Source organism: Denitrificimonas caeni (assembly GCF_905120345.1).
In the GTDB taxonomy this organism is placed as follows: Bacteria; Pseudomonadota; Gammaproteobacteria; order Pseudomonadales; family Pseudomonadaceae; genus Denitrificimonas; species Denitrificimonas caeni_A.
Genome location: NZ_CAJHOA010000001.1, coordinates 406,959 through 425,730 on the forward strand (window position 1 = coordinate 406,959; position 18,772 = coordinate 425,730).

At 47.1% G+C, this 18,772-nt stretch carries 18 protein-coding genes; 10 read left to right on the forward strand and 8 right to left on the reverse strand.

The features are described 5' to 3' along the window. Window position 1 precedes the first annotated feature (1 nt). On the reverse strand, window positions 2-1,063 hold the full coding sequence (locus tag JYJ62_RS01860) for an efflux RND transporter periplasmic adaptor subunit (protein WP_205340485.1): 1,062 nt from the start codon (window positions 1,061-1,063) through the stop codon (window positions 2-4). Between the two features lie 161 nt (window positions 1,064-1,224). Between JYJ62_RS01860 and JYJ62_RS01865 the strand changes: the two genes are divergently transcribed. Continuing rightward, window positions 1,225-1,677 (forward strand): DeoR family transcriptional regulator, encoded by a 453-nt coding sequence (locus tag JYJ62_RS01865; RefSeq protein WP_205340486.1) that lies wholly within the window; start codon window positions 1,225-1,227, stop codon window positions 1,675-1,677. 62 nt (window positions 1,678-1,739) lie between these two features. Here the strand turns inward: JYJ62_RS01865 and JYJ62_RS01870 are convergent, their stop codons facing one another. Continuing rightward, complete coding sequence (locus JYJ62_RS01870; protein WP_205340487.1) at window positions 1,740-2,357, reverse strand: class I SAM-dependent methyltransferase; 618 nt, start codon at window positions 2,355-2,357, stop codon at window positions 1,740-1,742. Window positions 2,358-2,574: 217 nt separating this feature from the next. Between JYJ62_RS01870 and JYJ62_RS01875 the strand changes: the two genes are divergently transcribed. After that, window positions 2,575-3,489: a pirin family protein gene (locus tag JYJ62_RS01875; RefSeq protein ID WP_205340488.1), complete on the forward strand. Its 915-nt coding sequence runs from the start codon at window positions 2,575-2,577 to the stop codon at window positions 3,487-3,489. 128 nt (window positions 3,490-3,617) lie between these two features. On the opposite strand, the gene JYJ62_RS01880 is transcribed toward JYJ62_RS01875, so the two are convergent. From JYJ62_RS01880 to JYJ62_RS01895, 4 genes are all read right to left on the reverse strand, one after another. Continuing rightward, window positions 3,618-5,525 (reverse strand): hypothetical protein, encoded by a 1,908-nt coding sequence (locus JYJ62_RS01880; protein ID WP_205340489.1) that lies wholly within the window; start codon window positions 5,523-5,525, stop codon window positions 3,618-3,620. Between the two features lie 137 nt (window positions 5,526-5,662). Further along, a complete protein-coding gene (gene bktB, locus JYJ62_RS01885) occupies window positions 5,663-6,853 on the reverse strand; it encodes a beta-ketothiolase BktB (RefSeq protein ID WP_205340490.1) in 1,191 nt (396 codons plus the stop codon). Between the two features lie 17 nt (window positions 6,854-6,870). Continuing rightward, window positions 6,871-8,013 carry an acyl-CoA dehydrogenase family protein gene (locus JYJ62_RS01890; RefSeq protein ID WP_205340491.1) on the reverse strand — a complete coding sequence of 381 codons (1,143 nt, stop codon included), beginning with the start codon at window positions 8,011-8,013 and terminating at the stop codon, window positions 6,871-6,873. Continuing rightward, window positions 8,013-9,548, reverse strand: coding sequence for a fatty acyl-CoA synthetase (locus tag JYJ62_RS01895; RefSeq protein WP_205340492.1), 1,536 nt, complete (start codon window positions 9,546-9,548; stop codon window positions 8,013-8,015). The genes JYJ62_RS01890 and JYJ62_RS01895 overlap by 1 nt, the downstream gene beginning before the upstream one ends. Window positions 9,549-9,896: 348 nt before the next feature. Here JYJ62_RS01895 and JYJ62_RS01900 point away from each other — a divergent pair, with 348 nt between their 5' ends. Then, window positions 9,897-10,940 (forward strand): AraC family transcriptional regulator, encoded by a 1,044-nt coding sequence (locus tag JYJ62_RS01900; RefSeq protein WP_205340493.1) that lies wholly within the window; start codon window positions 9,897-9,899, stop codon window positions 10,938-10,940. 109 nt (window positions 10,941-11,049) lie between these two features. Here JYJ62_RS01900 and JYJ62_RS01905 read toward each other — a convergent pair whose 3' ends face one another. After that, on the reverse strand, window positions 11,050-11,952 hold the full coding sequence (locus JYJ62_RS01905) for an SEL1-like repeat protein (RefSeq protein ID WP_205340494.1): 903 nt from the start codon (window positions 11,950-11,952) through the stop codon (window positions 11,050-11,052). A gap of 269 nt (window positions 11,953-12,221) precedes the next feature. On the opposite strand from JYJ62_RS01905, the gene JYJ62_RS01910 reads away from it, so the two are divergent. The 7 genes from JYJ62_RS01910 to JYJ62_RS01940 all read left to right on the forward strand — a co-directional run bounded on the left by JYJ62_RS01910 (window position 12,222) and on the right by JYJ62_RS01940 (window position 17,813). After that, the gene (locus JYJ62_RS01910; protein ID WP_205340495.1) at window positions 12,222-12,593 is read left to right on the forward strand and encodes a VOC family protein; all 372 of its coding nucleotides are present in this window, start codon (window positions 12,222-12,224) and stop codon (window positions 12,591-12,593) included. Between the two features lie 11 nt (window positions 12,594-12,604). Beyond that, window positions 12,605-13,309 carry a cupin domain-containing protein gene (locus JYJ62_RS01915; RefSeq protein WP_205340496.1) on the forward strand — a complete coding sequence of 235 codons (705 nt, stop codon included), beginning with the start codon at window positions 12,605-12,607 and terminating at the stop codon, window positions 13,307-13,309. 2 nt (window positions 13,310-13,311) lie between these two features. Next, window positions 13,312-13,566: a TIGR03643 family protein gene (locus JYJ62_RS01920; protein ID WP_205340497.1), complete on the forward strand. Its 255-nt coding sequence runs from the start codon at window positions 13,312-13,314 to the stop codon at window positions 13,564-13,566. Window positions 13,567-13,681: 115 nt separating this feature from the next. After that, entirely contained in the window at window positions 13,682-14,011 is a 330-nt protein-coding gene (locus tag JYJ62_RS01925; protein ID WP_205340498.1) for a hypothetical protein, read from the forward strand. Window positions 14,012-14,216: 205 nt separating this feature from the next. Further along, entirely contained in the window at window positions 14,217-15,095 is an 879-nt protein-coding gene (locus tag JYJ62_RS01930; protein WP_205340499.1) for a class I SAM-dependent methyltransferase, read from the forward strand. A 398-nt stretch (window positions 15,096-15,493) separates the two neighbouring features. Next, window positions 15,494-16,876: a cytochrome c gene (locus JYJ62_RS01935; RefSeq protein ID WP_205340500.1), complete on the forward strand. Its 1,383-nt coding sequence runs from the start codon at window positions 15,494-15,496 to the stop codon at window positions 16,874-16,876. Next, the gene (locus tag JYJ62_RS01940) at window positions 16,869-17,813 is read left to right on the forward strand and encodes a c-type cytochrome (protein ID WP_232365691.1); all 945 of its coding nucleotides are present in this window, start codon (window positions 16,869-16,871) and stop codon (window positions 17,811-17,813) included. Before JYJ62_RS01935 ends, JYJ62_RS01940 begins: the two co-directional genes overlap by 8 nt. 148 nt (window positions 17,814-17,961) lie before the next feature. On the opposite strand, the gene JYJ62_RS01945 is transcribed toward JYJ62_RS01940, so the two are convergent. Next, complete coding sequence (locus JYJ62_RS01945) at window positions 17,962-18,621, reverse strand: histidine phosphatase family protein (protein ID WP_205340501.1); 660 nt, start codon at window positions 18,619-18,621, stop codon at window positions 17,962-17,964. Window positions 18,622-18,772: the final 151 nt, after the last annotated feature.

Sequence of the window (18,772 nt, forward strand, 5' to 3'; positions counted from 1 at the left end):
TTTAAAGGGGGCGAACCAACATTGCTTCTCGTAGCTGACTGACACCGGCAGTAACGATCTGCTCACCGCCGACTAGCCCCGTCTTCACCACAACATCAGAACCGAGCACCTCACCCAGCTCGACTGCTTGCAAGGTCACTCGTGAAGTTTCAGGATCAAAGACCCAAACACCAGTCACACCATTCGCTGTAGAAAAAATAGCGTTAAGCGGCACTTTTGCCTGCCCCGTCGACACACCACCAAGCGTCTTCTGCGGCAATACATCCACTGACATACCGGGTAAAACTGTCACCTCGTAACCCGGATCAAGCGCCAGCACCACCTCATAGCTTTGCGTTTGGCTGTCACTGTCCGACGCAAAAGACTTCAGAGTAACAGGCAGTAACTGCTCAGGCTGGTCAGCAAAAACGGCGTAGCCCATCACCTGCTCAGGTTGCTTGGGTGCATTGCGCACCACGCGTTCGGGCACATTAATCACAATTTCAAGGTTATTCAGATCCTGCAGGCTAACAATAGGTTCTTTGTCTTCTACATTGCTGTAGTTTTCAACATAACGCTTAGTAATCACACCAGCAAACGGCGCAATAAGGCGAGTATCATCAAAATCTTTTTTAGCGAGAGAATAGTCGGCCTGTGCCACATCCATTGCCGTGCGTTGCTTATCAACCTCTGCTTTGGCTACCGCTTGACTGCGCTGCCAGAGTTGCTCCACTCGGCTGTAATCGGTGCGCGCCTTATTGTACTTAGCCAGCATTGAGCGCATTTGGATGCGATAATTGGCATCATCTAAGCGCGCGACCAACTGACCTTTTTCCAACAGTTGCCCTTCCTCAACGGGTAACTCAATCACTCGCCCAGGCACATTAAAGGTTAAGTCTGCTCGCTGCGCTGCACGCACACGGCCGGGGAAACGTAGGCTTGACGTTTTACCTGAGGTATCTACCACCATCATTGGTACCGGTCGTGACACCTCAACCGCCTCATCAACAGTCTCGCCTTCCCCACAGCCACTTAATCCTGTAAGGACAATGACGCTTACGAGCCAGCCAATACGCTTTATCAATTCTGATACTCCTGATCGATGCACTCATCAACACTGATACGACAGCGCGACACTAATACATAATTGTATAGTCTCGCTGAAGCAGAAAAACTAAGCAACGTACTCTATACCCAAATTGGGTATCATTATTTTATTCAACGTTTTACCAAGAGAACACAGCAATGCCGTTAAGCTACGAGAAAGTCACTCATCACTTCGGTCATATTTTTCCGACTCATATTGAGGGGTTATGTGAGTTATTAATCCTACTGCGTCAGCAATGTTTTGGGGATTTAGATTTAATGCTGATTTTAGCTATTGTCGGCTCACGCGCATTACCTGCTCGCCAGACGAGTAATATGACCTACACTGAATTTATCAATGACAATAAGAAAAACCGTCTCAACCAGCCCATTAATATCCAATCAATTGCCGAATGCAGCGGTATCGCCCGAGAAACCGTGCGCCGTAAAGTACATAAGCTCGAAGAGCTCGGCTTTATGACACGAGACGCCAATGGCATGTTAAAAGTTACCGATAAAGCTATCGAACACTTACAGCCTGCGACTGAAGCCAGCTTACATTATTTAGTCGCGCTCAATGAGCGTAGCGCTGCGACAGAAAAAACACAGTAAGCCTCTAGGGGGCGACGATATAAATAAAAATTCGACAGCCCCGTTCTAGCAGAGCATGCAACTTAAGCACGACCTAATAATAAAAAAACCGGATAGCTGTTGCCGTTTTTATGCTCAATATTAAAAATCTCACGACAACTCAGATGTTTAAACCCAGTTTTAGCCGCCTCTTCAAGTAACTGCTGAGGATCAAAGCCAAGATGCACGACACCTTTAGCCTGATTGTCACCATGAAAACTACCATCTTCGCTATATAGGTCAATTAACGCCAACTGCCCGCCATCCTCTAAGCATTGGTGCATACAACTTAACAGCTGCGGAATATCAGCCACATGATGCAAGGCCATACTGCTGATTACCCCCGCATAGGTGTCACTAAGCCCGTAAAAAACATCCTGTTCAAGCGTGGTGATATTCTCTACGTTTTTCGCAGTCAGCTTAGCCAGCATGGCTGCAGACGTATCCAGCGCCGTAACCTGCTTAACATGCGCAGCCAAAGGCACACTCAAGGCGCCAGTCCCGGCACCAAAATCCAACCAATGTTGATGTTTATCCAGCGCTAATGAAGGGAACACTTTGTCAGCTAACGCCGTCAACTGCAGTGAAATAGGACTCTGTTCAAAACGTTCAGCAGCATATGTAAAATGCGTATCAGCAAGAATTTGCGGCTTTTCAAGCATGGTTAACTCCTTCTATAAAACAATATATAAATACATCAATAATATTTAATAATGATTACATAATCCATCACGTCTATCAGGCAAACAGTTATTCCCCTACGACCTTGCCATCCATACTCGATGACAAGAACACTATGCTTTACAGAGTCGTTTTGGCTACACTGCAGCTGACCTGCGCTAAAAACTGATTGCATCCAGTCTAACGGAGGACAACGTTATGAGCCATAGCCAGTCAACACCATCACAGCCAGATAGCTCAGTTGCTACTATTCAACTATTACTACGCTCCAAAGAGAAAAATCTCGGTGGTTTTTCTGTACGTCGTAGTTTTCCAAATCCAAGCGTTAAGCATATTGGGCCATGGGTTTTCTTTGATCATATGGGTCCTGTGAGCTTTCCAGCCGGTGAAGGTGTTAATGTACGGCCACATCCACATATCAATATGGCCACGGTGACCTACTTGCTAGATGGTGAGATGCTGCATCAGGACTCCATCGGCAACATACAAAAGATCTGTCCACAGGATCTCAACTTGATGGTGGCAGGCTCTGGCATCGTGCATTCCGAACGACAATCAACTCAGGTCAAAAGCCGCTCCCACTCTATTCACGGCTTACAATTGTGGTTGGCTTTACCAGAAAAAGATGAAGAAACAGATCCAGCTTTTTATCACTATGCCGCTGATCAGTTACCGGCTCTAAATATCGATGGTGTGCTCGTTCGAGTACTGATGGGTACTGCCTACGGTGTTAGCTCACCGGTAAAAACTTTTAGTCCAACCTTATATATTGAGGCGCGGCTCAGCGCTGGACAATCATTAACCTTACCTAATGCAACGATGCGCGGTCTGTATGTACTGCAGGGTGAGCTCAGAAGCGACGATGTACACATAACACAACACACCATGGCGCTATTGGGCGCGAACGGCAACGTTGTTATTAGTGCCGAGCGTGACTCGCAAATTGTTTTAATTGGCGGAGATGACCTGGGCCCTCGTTATCTTGACTGGAACTTTGTCTCTAGCCGCCAAGAGCGCTTGGATCAAGCGCGCCAGCAATGGATTGATCGACAATTCCCTGACATCCCAAGTGACAATCAAGAATACATCCCTTATCCGAGCGCGAAACGCTAATCAACCAACACTTTCAGATAGGTACTGCCCTAACCGTGGTTGAAGCAGTACCTATCAACAGCAGAAAGTACCAACAGGGTTGCTGCTCTAACAGTATCTCACTCACCTTTTCTATCTCGTCCAAAAGACTACTTTACTGCATCTGTAATCCAGTCAGAAAAGCCATCAGGTACAACCAGTTCATGCTGCGCACGGGTGCAAGCGGTATACAAGCTGGAAAATAAACGTGCGCGGCTGTCTTTATTGTCATGCGCTGTCGGCTTGACCAATAAGCCCTGCGACAAATACACGCTGGAAAATTCCATATTTTTAGTATCGCTAACGCGGGCCAGAATGATTTTCCCAGCTCCCTTGCGCACATAACGAGCAACCGCTTGTTGAAAGTCTGTTTGCGAATAGCCTTTTTGTAACATGCGCTCAATCGCATCAAAGGAGGCATTATTAGTCATTGCCTCACGCAAAGCATCCCAAGAAGCATAACGAAAAATCAAACCATGTCGTGGCCGCTCTGCATTGTTGTAAAGACCAATGCAGTCCTGAGCAAACATCATAAAATCTTTAAAAGTCGCCTCTGCTAATTCAAACGATGCCCCCGCATGCGTCAGTCGTTGAAACCAAGCAAACAGCTCAAATTCATCAGCCACAATAATAGTCGTAGCTTGCTGGGGAATCTGCCAACCTTGGTAATGCTGTAAGTGGGTGCAATGATCTGAGCGGCCAGTAAACAGCTGTTTGGTCGTTCCTGGGTGCGCTTGAATCAATGGATTAATCACCTCCTCGACTTGCTTGCCCAGACGTACCGACTGGGCAATGTATCGTTGACGAATCTGCGTATGTCGAACCGGCGCCATACCATTTAGATTTTGCAGCTCATCACTTAGAGTGATCACCGCTTGCGGGCTGCGATCAAGAATTTGTAGCATGGGCGTGGGGATATCGTGCCCTTCGTCAACAATAATATGGCTGTACTGCGTGTCCAGTACGCCATCAATTAAAGACAATAATTTAACCCGATGGTAACCACGGATCGGCAATCTAATGTGCTCAGCTGAAGGTTTATTGAGCTCATGCCAATACTGCTTAGTGATCTCCAACAAAACCACTTTATCCAACATCAACAAATGACTGGCAACGTCTGCAGGTAGATGCACCGTATCAATTTCTTGCGCGGTACTATTGCAGTAACTGGCCACTGTTCTGAGACACACGCGTGCCACTTGCTCTGGTGATAAATAACTCACTGGCGGCATCGCAAATGTCTCAGCCAACTGAGCAGCAGTGATCTGAAATGTGCGCTGTAAACGTGATTTATCTTTAAGCCGCCAGCTGTCGGCCAGTAAGTTGTTATCCAGCACCTGTCCTGCTGCTTGACCAAATGTCGCTGCGACAAAGTGCTGCCCTGCTCTTTTTTTCAAGGCTTGCAACTGACCAAAGGTATTTGCCAAAAGCAGCGTGCGCTTGGGGTGCAATAACTGAGTAAAACGACTGATCAGATGTGTTTTGCCAGAGCCGGCATAACCTTGCAGATTAAATGACTCATCAGAAGCCGCTAAAAATTCACGCAGTGCTCTATTTTGTGGGTCAGTCACCGACAGTTCGGCCTGATACTCATCAAAGTAAACGCGTTGCAGCGGCATCACTTCTTTCCGGTAAGCGGCGTTAAAAGTAAACAGCCACTCGCCATCGTCATCAATATAGCGCGACTCATCGGCAGGATGGTCATCATCTAACAGCGCCACTTTAATTTTTGCCAGCTGCGACAAACCCGTCGCAAACAGCTCCACAGCAAAGCGCTCACGCAGCAATGCTTGAAAGGCCGATGTGTTAACGCGATTAACTTGATTACCGAGGGTAATCATTTTCGCAAACTGTCGCTCCATAGACGCCTGAGCGACATGCTCGCCAGCTAACTTCTGCGCATTTTGGATAAACAAAATAGCAGCGAGTTGAGGCACAGTGGCCGAATCAAAAAAGCTCGGCCAATCACCTTCAGATAAGCGTTGGGCAACGGTGCGATACAGCGGTAAAAATATCATAATGTCTCGTTGATACTCAATCTTATAGTCGTTTGCATCAGCTCATCTTAGCTCAGCATCAGACAGATGTGCGTCAACCCGTTGAGATTATGATCTTAATCCGAAAAAACTGTATATACCGTTACCCTAGCCAAGGGTTATCCGTCCACTCGCTCGATAATTAGAGCAATACCTTGGCCACCACCGATGCACAGGGTGATTAAACCGTAACGACCCTGGCAGCGCTCTAGCTCATACAGGGTTTTCACCGTCAGAATACAACCAGTGGCACCGACAGGATGCCCCATCGCCACTGCACCACCATTGGGATTGACTCGCTCGCTCGCAAAGCCTAACTCTTGCGCAACCGCCATCGCTTGCGCCGCAAAAGCTTCATTAGATTCAATCACATCAATATCATTAATCGTCAGACCGGCTTGCTGTAAAGCTTTATTCACGGCACTAATAGGTCCCAAGCCCATCAAGCTCGGATCAACACCAGAGAAGGCATTAGCGACTAAACGCGCACGTACTTTAAGGCCTTGTTCAGCCGCTGTTGCTGCATCCGCTAGCAGTAACGAAGCCGCACCATCGTTAATCCCGGAAGCATTTCCAGCCGTAATTAAACCGTCTTTTTTAAAGGCCGGTCTGAGCTTAGCTAAATCGTCTAGAGTCACTTGACCACGCACATGCTCATCAGTGTCAAAGCGTACTTCTTCACGACCTTTTTTAACCATAATCGGCACAATTTGCTCGGCAAAACGTCCTGCAGCGATAGCTGCCGCCGCTTTTTGATGGCTGGCAAGGGCAAACTCATCCAGTTGTTGGCGAGTAAAGCCGTATTTAGCCGCAATGTTTTCCGCAGTAACGCCCATATGACCGGTGCCAAACGGATCGCTGAGAATACCGAGAGTCAAATCTTGCACCGTACTATCACCCATACGCAGGCCGGAGCGCACTTTCGGTAACAAGTATCCACCTTGGCTCATCGATTCGGCACCACCGGCCAAGGCCAGTTTGCTATCGCCGGCCTCAATCATTTGCGCGGCAGAAATAATCGCTTGTAGCCCAGAACCACAGAGTCGATTGACGTTAAACGCCGCTGAGCTATCCGCTAAGCCGGAATTGATGGCAATATGTCGAGCAAGGTAAGCATCTTGCGCCGCGGTGGTAATAATATGTCCATACACCGCATGATCAATGAGCTTGGCATCAACACCACTGCGCTTAATCACTTCTTTGGCCGTGGCTATACCCATTTCAGCGGGACTTAAAGCCGCCAAGCTACCCGCAAAGCCACCAATAGCCGTACGCACACCGTCAACGATAACAACTGAGTTAAATTTCATCTTCTTGTCCTTATTGTTTATTTACCAAGCATTGAGCGCGCAATCACTTCTTTCATAATCTCAGAAGTGCCGGCGTAAATAGTTTGTACCCGAGCATCCACATAGAAACGTGAAATAGGATAGTCCAAAGTATAGCCATAACCACCAAACAGCTGTAAACATTGGTCAATGGTTTGGCACTGCATTTCAGTGAGCTGTAATTTTAAAATAGCAGCATCGGTACTGGTCATGCGTTTTTGTCGATATAAAGTGAGACAGTGATTGAAGTACGCTCGTGCCATATCAATTTGCGCTCGTACTTCCGCAAGTTTAAAACGAGTATTTTGAAAGCTAGCAATCGGCTGACCAAAGGCACTGCGCTCTTTGACATAAGCCAGCGTCAAGGCTAACGCCCCTTCCATCGCTCCCAATGCTTGCGCACCAACACCGAGGCGTTCACGTGGCAACTCTTGCATCAAGTAAGCAAAGCCTGCGCCTTCCTCACCTAACAACGCATTGGCCGGCAGCAGCATTTGCTCAAAAAACAATTCGGCGGTATCACTGGCATGCTGACCTATTTTCTGAATCGGCTTGCCACGGGAAAAGCCTGGCAAATGTGCATCCACCAAAAACAACGACATACCTTTTGCACCAGCAGCAGGATCTGTTTTCGCGCAGACAATGACCATGTCAGCGATCATACCGTTGGTGATAAAAATCTTTGAACCGCTAAGCAGCCAGCCGTCCACCACTTTTACAGCACGAGTTTTGATGTTAGCCAAATCGCTGCCCGCCCCCGGTTCCGTCATGGCAATCGCGCTCATCACTGCACCCGTGGCCATGCGCGGCAACCATTGCTGCTTTTGCTCTTCGTTGGCGAGGTGTTCAAGGTAAGGGATGACAATATTGGCATGAATGTTATAAGCGCTAGCAAGCCCGCCAAAACCACGCCGCGAAATTTCCTCTAAGACCAACTGCGTAATAGCAAAATCAGCAGCAGTGCCGCCATACTCTTCAGGCAGATCAATGGCTAACATCCCCGCTTCACCGAGTTTCAGCCAAAAATCTCGCGGCACCTGCCCTGCCGCTTCCCATTCGGGGTAATACGGGTCAGCTTCGCGTTCTAAGAAACGGCAAATCATCTCGTAGAAAAGCCTTGTATTATCATCCTGTTCAAGCATTATTGAAGCTCCTCTCGCAGCAGTCGTTTAAGTATTTTCCCTGCGCTACTTTTAGGTAGAGTCTGACTGAAAACGATTTTTTTAGGCAGTTTAAAAGCGGCCAAATGCAGACGCACATGCTGAATAATCTCATCAGCGCTGGCAGTCAAATTTTCTTTAAGCACCACCACAGCGATAATGGCTTCAATCCACTTATCATCGGGCATACCAATCACCGCGACTTCAGAAACCGCATGATGAGTAAAAATAGCTTCTTCCACTTCGCGACTGGCCACCATCACCCCGCCGGTGTTAATCACATCTTTAATACGATCAACAATAAACAAGTAACCTTCTTCATCCATATAGCCGACATCGCCGGAGTGGAACCAGCCGCCTTTAAAAGCCTCTACGGTCATCTGCGGATTATTCCAATACCCCGTCAGCAGTTGTGGCGAGCGGTGCACTATTTCGCCCTGTTCACCCGCCGGCAGATCATTCATCTGCGCATCAACAATACGTGTTTCGACAGTAAGGATGGGGCGTCCTGCTGAGGCCGGACGAGCCTCATGATCGTCTGGACGCAAGACAGTGGCCAGTGGCGCTATTTCACTTTGCCCATAGCAGTTGTACAAGCCCACGCCTGGTAAGCGCTGCTGCAATTCCTTCAGTATTGGCACCGGCATAATAGATGCGCCGTAATAGGCTTTTTTTAGACTACTGAGATTGCGCTGATCAAAATCAGGATGACGCAATAAGGCGATCCAAAAAGTTGGCGGGGCAAAAAATGACACAATCGATTCGTGCTCAATCCATTGTAAGCACAGATCCGCCACCGGACTTTCCAGCAAACGCACAGTGGCACCCAACAGCAACGCAGGCATTAAGAACACATGCATTTGCGCTGAGTGATAGAGCGGCAAGGCAGCCAACATCGGCTCATTGGCTTTGAGGTCTAATTCCACCATGCAAGCAAAGTACTCGGCCATCAGTGCTTGATGCGTCATCATCGCGGCTTTAGGTGCTGCGGTGGTGCCTGCGGTATATAAAAACTGTGCGACATCAGCACCCGTAACACTGACCTCTGGGGAGTGTGCTGGTAGATCCGCCAACGCCAATTGTAAAATATCAACATGACTCGGCTCGTCATTATAGAAGTGTGCTTGCAACCTCAGATCCAGCCCAACAATCGCTGGCTCAACCTGAGCAGCAAGGCTGACATCACTGATCAGTCCACGCGCCTCTGACTGCTGAATAACATAGCGCAACTCTTCGCCACTTAAGCCAAAGTTGCAGGGCACATGCACAAGTCCAGCACGCAAAATAGCCAACCAAGCCAGCACATAGGCATCTGAGTTCTTGCCATAAGCAACGACTCTATCGCCAGGTTTAAGCCCTTGCTGTAATAGCTGGTTAGCCACTTTATTAACGGCCAGATTGAGCGCCTGATACGTCCACTGTCGATCTTGGAATTTTAATGCCACAGCGCGAGCATTTTTACGTGCGCTACGACTGAGTGCAGCGCTAATCGTATTGGCTTGAGGGCAACTGCTCATAATATAGATGCTCCTGCCTGGCTAAGCACATGATCGGCATTAACGCATCGATACCCCACCGTTTTTTTTGCAGTAGTGGCAGCAAATAATGAAAAAAACAAGCGCGAGTGACTAACTAAAGCGGCCATATTAGAGATGATCTTGATAAACATCATAGTTCTCCATTTCAATTTATTATTTTTGTTCTACCTGACAATTTATCTGTGTAGCAGGCTAATATCTTGGTGATTATTAGTTTCACTACAGATTCACATGATGAATACTAGGCTAATTTAAAATAAGTGTTTGGCGATTTAAGCCAAATTATTAACATTTCATGCCAATTTTATAGTTTAAGACGAGTTTAAAATGGATACCTCTGCCACCACCGTGCCCATGCATTTTGTTCACAACCTGTTTCAAGGCCTGAGCACAAGCTTGATACGACGCAAGTCTTTCTTGTCGCAAGCAAAGATTCCTTTGTTTCTATTAGAAGCCCCACATGGTCGAGTGACTGTTTTACAATTTGCACGCTTGTACCGCCTGCTAGCCAATGAATACGACGATGAAACACCTGGTTTTTTTAGCCGTCCCTTACGTGGCGGCACACTGAAATATTTATGTCTAAGTGTTATGGATGCGCCTAACTTACAGGTGGCATTGCACCGTTTCAGTCAGTTTTTCCGCTTAATCTTAGATGATGCTGCTTATCAGCTCGTCGTCAGCCATGAGGTCGCTTCTATGCGGTTTGTAGAGAAAGCGGTTCCGCAAGGCGATAGAGTGTTAGTGCATGAGTTGATGCTAAAGCTGGTACACGGTATGGCTTCGTGGCTGATTGCAGAGAAAATCCCGCCGATAAAAATAAGTTGTGCGTACCATCAACCTCAGCATAGTCATGAGTACCTGTACTTCTATCCGGGTGAGGTCGCCTTTGACCAACCTTGGACCGCGATCCATTTTGACCGCAAGTTTCTACGCAAACCCATCCGTCAAAGTAAACAGCAGTTAAGTGATTTTTTGCAAAAAGCCCCAGCAGATTGGATGTATGTTTCTTTTAGCGAACAACTGCTTGCGCACCGTGTGCGTGATTATTTAAGTGTCTCGGAACAAATCAGCGCGGTTATCCAGCAGGTTGCACAAGCACTGCATCTGTCAGTTAGAACCTTATCACGCCGCTTAGCGGCAGAAGGAACTCACTTTCAAGCGGTAAAAGATGAAGTTCGTCGTGACTTTGCTATCCAACAGCTCACCAGCAGCTCTGTCTCTTTAGCCGTACTGGCCGGACAGCTTGGTTTTGAAGACTTGGCAAGTTTTAATCGTGCTTTTCGCAACTGGACAGGCAGTACGCCAGGTACTTACCGTAGAGGACGTCTTAAAGATATTAAACCGCTGCATATCGACAGCAGCGCCTAAGCCAATCTGTTTCAAGAGGATTAAGCACGGTCTCACTTCTTCTACTTAAAAAAACCAGCACTAGGCTGGTTAAAAAGTGAAACCATGCAATATGTAACAGACTCAACGTCTAGTGACTGCTCAGTCTTCGGTGTTCATCGCAACCCACTTTTTCCACGCTATTACAGGCTTTTCTATACAGTTCTTTAGCCGCGACTGTACTCTGCTGTACGCCTTGACCAGACTCATACATCGCACCTAAAAGAACCTGCGCTTTCGCACTGCCTTGTTGAGCCGCTTGCTCAAATAATTGCTTTGCGGTCTTATAGTTTTGCTGGATCACATCACCTTTATAAAAAATCGCACCCAGCGTTAATTGCGCATCTACATCCCCCTGCCGAGCAGCACTATCGAATAGCTGCACTGCCATCGTTGGATTAGGCGCTACTGCTTCACCTTTGAAATACATCCAACCTAAGCTGTATTGAGCTTTGGCATGACCTTGCTGGGCCGCTGCGTCAAATAACTGTGCAGCCAACATCTGATGCTTAGGTAATTTTTCACCTTGGTAATACATCCAGCCCAAACTGTATTGCGCTTCTGCATGACCTTGTTGAGCCGCTTTATTCAGCCATTGCTCAGCCTGTATATAATCCTGACGTACGCCACGGCCAGCGTAATACATCCCACCTAAACCGGCTTGAGCCTTTGCATGCCCTTGCTCAGCAGCTTTTGTGTACCACTTGACTGCTTGACCATAATCTTGCCGTACAGCATCGCCTTTCTCATGCATCCAGCCCAAACTGTATTGCGCTTCTGCGTAGCCTTGCTTAGCCGCTTTAGTTAACCACTGACTGGCTTGCTTATAGTCCTTACGCACACCCTTGCCTTGGTAATACAGACCTCCTAAAACAGCTTGGTACTCTGCGTTCCCTTGCTTTGCCTTAGTTGTAATGTCATTGATATCGTTAGCCAGTGAGTAACTGGAGACAGAAACAAGCAGACAAAAAACCGTCGTAATAACCCTTCTCATATACACCTTCTTTCTAAAACGTTTGCAGCATTTTACGCTAGCATTCAAAAATCATAGTTTACCATAGGGTAAAGAGTTAGGTTGTTGATGCGGGCGTCACTCGATAAATAAAATCAATCAGAGCCATATAGTAAAATGATGCCAAGCGCACCCATAAGCCTTGATAAGCTGTCACTTTATTTGTAAGACAATCAAAACAGTGCATCAACATGACGCGACTAGCGTAAAGTGTTTATTGTTATTTTCTCATATCATCAGGAACCTAAAATATGATCAATTACGTAACCTTGGGTGTTAGTGATTTATCCGCAGCAAAAGCATTTTATAGCGAGTTACTGGCCGATCAAGGTGCTAAAGTTCTGATTGATATGGAACGTATCAGCTTCATTGGTAAAAGCATGGCTGCACCGATGCTTGCGGTATGTATTCCTTACAACGAAGAACCTGCACAGGCTGGTAACGGCACGATGGTGTCCTTTGCTCCTGGTAGTAAGGAGGGCGTAGATGCGATGTACAACAAAGCTATCGCTCTTGGTGCGACCTGTGATGGCGCTCCAGGTGAGCGGATCCCTAAGGTTTTTTACGGCGCCTATGTCAAAGATCTAGACGGCAATAAGCTCTGCTTTAACCACTTTAATTAAGACTTTATAGCATGCAGTTAAATAGCGATTTCAGCCAGCGCGTGGTTATCCACCCTGAGCAATATGAATTTATCGAGTCCCCTTTAGCGGGGGTCAGCCGCATGATGCTTGAGCGTGCAGGTCATGAAATCGCTCGTGCCACCAGTATTGTCCGTTATGCCGCTGGTAGCGGGTATATCGCACATACCCATAACGGGGGCGAAGAAATTTTGGTGCTGGAGGGTGTTTTCTCTGACGAGCATGGTGATTATCCTGCTGGTACTTATTTGCGTAATCCGCCTGGTACGTCACATCAGCCGTTCTCAGTGAGCGGCTGCACCCTGCTGGTTAAGCTGTGGCAATTTTCCGAAGACGATACAACCCAGTTAACCTTCAATACAAAAGATGCCTGCTGGCGTCCTGGCGTAGTTGATGGATTATCTGTATTGCCATTACATGAACACAATGGTGTTAACACAGCGCTGGTGCGCTGGGCTGCTAATATACAATTTAACCGACATATTCATGCCGGTGGTGAGGAGATTTTAGTCTTGGAAGGCCTGTTCTGTGATGAGCATGGGGAATACCCTGCAGGCAGCTGGCTAAGAAGCCCTCGATACAGCAACCATGCCCCTTTTACCTTAGAGCAAGGGGCGCTTATTTACGTTAAAGTCGGTCATATTGATGCAGGATTAATGGGCGATCGTTTTATCATCCCGCCAACTGAGGACGTATAAACATGAGTCAGTTCGATACAGCCAATCTCTCGCGAATTATAGAAATGGCTTGGGAAGATCGCACCCCATTTGAAGCAATACAGCAACTCTATGGCTTAAATCAAAGCGCTTTAATTGAGCTGATGCGTCGCGAGTTAAAAGCCTCATCCTTTCGCCTATGGCGCTGTAGAGTCAGCGGTCGTAAAACCAAGCACCTCAAGCTGCGACATCCAGATATCAGCCGCGGTTACTGCGCAACCCAGTATAAGATGAGATAACATCATAACGTCAGATCACCTACCTCTTACGAAATCCGCTATGACCTTCAGGTATCGTCGACCGAGCAAACGTATTACGGTGAATTATTAACGATTTATTGGGGCTATTAAGACAATGTTAGAATCACGCTTAAGAGCCATTATCCGCGGGACTAAGCGCGGCACCGCTTACCCTAATGAGACGCTGAACAATGCAGTTAAGGTCTTTGCTGTCGACATGCTGGAATATCTCAGTATTGAGCTTTTAGAGGATATGAGTGATTCAACATTACTGTCTACCTACCTCGCTTGGGAAATGATCGCAGTTAAAGTTCTCGACCCAGATGAGCGTTTAAAGCGTGTCAGACAGTGTTTAAAAGTGAAAATCTCACCCTTTAGTACTCAACTAGAAGAAGCATCTACACCCTCTAATATAGTGAGTTTGTTCAGTAAGCCGCTAAGTTAAGAGCACTCCGACTGCAGCGAGTCGCGTCACGGCACGCCTAAATATGTTGAGGTAGATTAAGTGCCAAGGTTTAGGCGAAAGCAGCTATACCTATTAATAGGCTAGAGCAGATACACACTTATCACGTGCTGTTGTGTTTTAACCCGCCATACATTAAATATCAGAACAGCATAAAATATAATTTTTTAATCTTCAGGGGTCAGCTTTGTACAAAGAATTAGCATTTAATCATGATGATGAGTTGATCGATGAACTTAGAGATTTAGGTTACAACATTGATGATGACTCCCTCTCTGATCGAGGTTTTAGAGACCTCGATTTTGCTGATTACTCTAGCGATCAGTCAGATGTTGTTTTAGATGTACCATTCATACCCAGCGATGAAAAAATTGTTAATGCCATGCTCGACTTGGCTGAGATTCACAGCAAAGATGTTCTATACGACCTCGGCTGTGGTGATGGCCGCATCGTTGTTGCTGCCGCTTTAGAGCGCAATACACACGGCGTAGGGATTGATATCGACCCAATGCGTATCGCCGAAGCGTTTGAGTACGCAAGTTACAGCGGTGTAGAGTATTTAGTTAATTTTATTGAAGGCGACTTACTCGAAGCTGATTTTAGCCAAGCCACCGTCGTCACGCTCTACCTACTTGATTTAGTTAACATTCAACTACGGCCTCGAATGCTCGACGAACTCCGTCCAGGCACTCGCATTGTTTCTCATGCCTTTAATATGGGTGACTGGAAGGCGGATCAGCGGCAGAGTTGCGGCAGTGTCAATTTATACAAGTGGATCGTACCGGCAAAAATTGCTGGCACTTGGGAGTGGCAAACAACAAGCAATGAAACCTACCGCGTTGAGCTTAAGCAAAAGTATCAGCAACTCACCGGCTTAGCTTGGATCAATGGTAAACCGGCAGAGCTCACCAGTGCTTTGCTCAGAGGCAGCTTACTCGAACTCATCGTGAAAAAAGACACCAGCAGCCCTGCGATAAGTTTTCTTATGCGTTGCGAGGCCACACAGCTAGTTGCTGCCGAGGGTAATCAGCAAGCGACACCCGCTGTTAAAATAATCAGTAATTAAGTGTTGTAACAACAACCAGAAACCCCACTAAAAGCTCGGATCACTTACATTTAATGGGGTTGTACTGACTGCAAAAGCAACACAGCACGCCCTATAAGCGCTATAAAATCAAGCCCGCCGATCCTACTGAAGAAAAAAGTAGACCTGTTCACAGAGCTATAAAGTCGCTATCAAAACAACAGTTATCTGACAAAGTATTGACATTTTATGGCAATACCTTCGAATTCTGTCTTATTTTCGACTATTTACTTCTATTTAATCACTTATATTATTAAGATATATACTAATAAGATAAGTTGAGTGGCTCACTCAGCAAAATCGAATCATTGGCTCGCATAAAAGATGCCTAATTTAATCATGCACGATGGCAATTATACTTGTCTAAGGGAATATGGCTTATGAAAAAGTGGCCACTCACTATCGCTGTCCTCGGAGTCGGCGGACTGGCACTGGCGTTTGCTCTTGGGCAAGCACTGCCCAATCTACGTACGAGCACCAGTACTATTGAAGTCAATATCAATGATCCTGAACTGATCAAAAAAGGCCAGTATGTTGCACGCACAGCGGACTGCGTCGCCTGCCACACCACTCTTAATGGTGAAGATTTTGCTGGTGGTTTACCCATGCTGACACCGCTTGGGGCTATTTACTCAACCAACATTACCCCAGACAAAGAAACCGGTATCGGCAATTACACCTTTGACGATTTTAATAACGCCACTAAACATGGTGTGCGTAAAGACAATAGCGCGCTCTACCCTGCCATGCCCTACCCGTCCTACCAAATCATGCCAGAGGAAGACATGGCCGCGATGTACGCCTACTTTATGTCAGGTGTAAAAGCAGTCAAGCAAACCAACAAACCCAGTGAGATGCCGCCTGTGCTGAACTGGCGTTGGCCGTTAGCCTACTGGCAAGCCATCTTTGCGCCTGAGCGTGAATTTATTGCTGAGACTGATGACGCCGTACTCGCGCGTGGTCAGTACCTGATTGAAGGCCCAGGCCACTGTGGCTCATGCCATACCGAACGCGGGATTGGCTTTCAAGAGCTGGCATTGTCTAACGCTGACTCAGAAGAGTTTTTAAGTGGTGCCGTCATCGACGGCTGGCGTGCAAAAAGCCTACGTGGTGAGCATGACGGTCTGGCAATCTGGAGTACCGCTGAGCTGGTTGATTTTTTCAAAACCGGTCGTACTGACATCACCGCTGCTTTTGGGGCAATGGCCGAAGTCGTCGAACACAGTACTCAATATATGACTGAAGACGACCTTTACGCGATGTCAGCCTATTTGAAAACGCTAAGTCCAAAACCCGGCGAACCTGTAACCATCGCAGCCAAAGAAGATGTCACTACGCAGAAGCTCATGGATGGCGTTTATGATTCACGCGGTTCGATTTTATACGCTGAATATTGCCAAATCTGCCACCGTGCTGACGGTAAAGGTGTTCCGCGTATTTTCCCTGCTCTTGAGGGCAATAGCGCCGTCTATTCACGCGACGCGGACTCGGTACTGCAGATCACCTTAAGCGGTGGCCGCATGCCCGATACGCCACATGATCGCATGGCCTTTACCATGCCGGAGTTTATTAACCTGAGTGATGCGGATGTGGCTGAAGTAGTCAACTATATCCGCAACAGTTGGACCAACCAAGGCAGTAAGGTTGACGTGGATGATGTGGTGAAAATGCGTCACTTCCTCAGCAAAAAACCAAAAACAGGTACAGACGTAGCACCTGATCTAAGTATTACTGCTGCAGCAAAAGGAGCAAACCGTGAATAAATCACTCTTAAACCTGCCTGATGTTGCCAGTGTTAACCCCTTTAGCCTGTCGATGACTGTACTTGCTACTGTGTGCGTTTTCGCAATCAGCGGCTGTGATGCCCCGAAGCCAATTGAACGTAATGCTCCTCAGTTTGATCTGGTCACCACCGATGATGCGAACGAAGACATCGGCACCTATGTTCTCCCGCAAGATACTTCTATCTTGAAAGAGCCTAATGCTGAGCAGATTTTCTATGGCAAGCGACTCCTCAATGAAACCAAGCGCCTGATGCCTGACCACGTCGGTGCGGCGATGAACTGTAATAGCTGCCATATCTCGCAAGGTAAAATCCCGCTGGGCGATCCGTACATCAACAGCTACAACTTCTACCCGCGGGTGATGCCACGTGCCGAGAAAATGGTTGATTTAGAGATGCGAATTAACGGCTGTTTCCAACGTTCGATGAACGGTAAGGCGGTCGACCGTGATTCAGCTGAAATGCTGGCGATGGTTGCCTACATGAAATGGTTGGCGCAAAACACCCCCAAAAGCCAAAAAGTCGCCATCAACAATGCCGGTGAAGTGGATACCTCGTTAGTTCCTGACACGGTACGCGGTGAGAAAATCTATCACGTGCAATGTGCAGCCTGCCATGGTGACAACGGTGAAGGAATGAAAGACAGCCGCGGCGATATCGTCTTCCCGCCGTTATGGGGCGATGAGTCCTTTAATATCGGTGCAGGCATGGCGCGGACTTACAAAGCGGCGGCTTTTGTAAAATACAATATGCCTATGGGTATCCAAACCAAAGGCCTATGGGGACATGGTAATGTGCTCAGCGATCAAGACGCCGTTGATGTTGCCGAGTTCTTTACCCATAAACCACGCCCTGACTTCGCTGGCAAAGTGAATGACTGGCCGACCGGTAAAAAACCAAAAGACGCGCGTTACTAAGCGTTACTTGGCATGACTTAAGTGTCACACTAAAAAACCTCAAGCGTCCTTATAGGCCTTGAGGTTTTTTATATTGATAAATGGCTGAACGAACAGTGTATGAGTTGCAAGGGACTATTTAACGGTTTCAGCAGGCAGGCTCCATGGCTTATGATTTTGGCGCTAAAGTCATAGACCAGTCATCTGCATCAATAAAACCTAAAATCTGTTGCTTAGCATGGCTTTCAACATTCATAAATACCGATGCGCCGTATTCATAATCCAGGTCGGCGTAGTCTAAATGTTCGTTAACCTCATCCATGCAGCTACTATGAGTCACTAGCACCAAATTACGTCCAGGTATTTTTTTAGCGAGCGCATCTTGAACGAAGTTTTCTTTGCATTGATACAAAAAGTCTTCGTGAGTAACCGGAGCAGCGAATACCAATTCGCTGGTTTGGCTGGTGCGAATCAATGGGCTGCTGTAGATATCAGCGGATTCAAGACCTAAGCCTAAAAACTGCTCACGCAGTTCTAAGCCGATCGTGGTTGCGCGCTGTGTAATTCCTGTTGGTTCACCTAGACAGGCTGCCTCAACGCGACTGCAACGCTCTAGATGACGCACAAAAACAATCACGTCACCGTCCTGCCATTCAGCAAGTAAGTTAGCTGTTAAAGCAAAGGGGCTTTCTGAAAGATCAGCAGGTTTTGGATCTGCCCATATTTGACTGACAGCAAACGCTAAAGCTATCACCGAGAGTGTACCGGCTAACAACAACTGCGTTTTAGTGCTGCTAATATAGCGTTGGAAAGGCTTAACGACCGACATCAAGAGTACGCTCTGAGTAAAAGATTGCCGTTTAGGCACCTAGAATGCCAATCAGTTCCATTCACTCAAATATTTCCGTTACTGATGAACTTAAAAAGTAGCAGCACGACTAAAACGATGCAGTATTTTTACCCATTTTAATTTGCACACC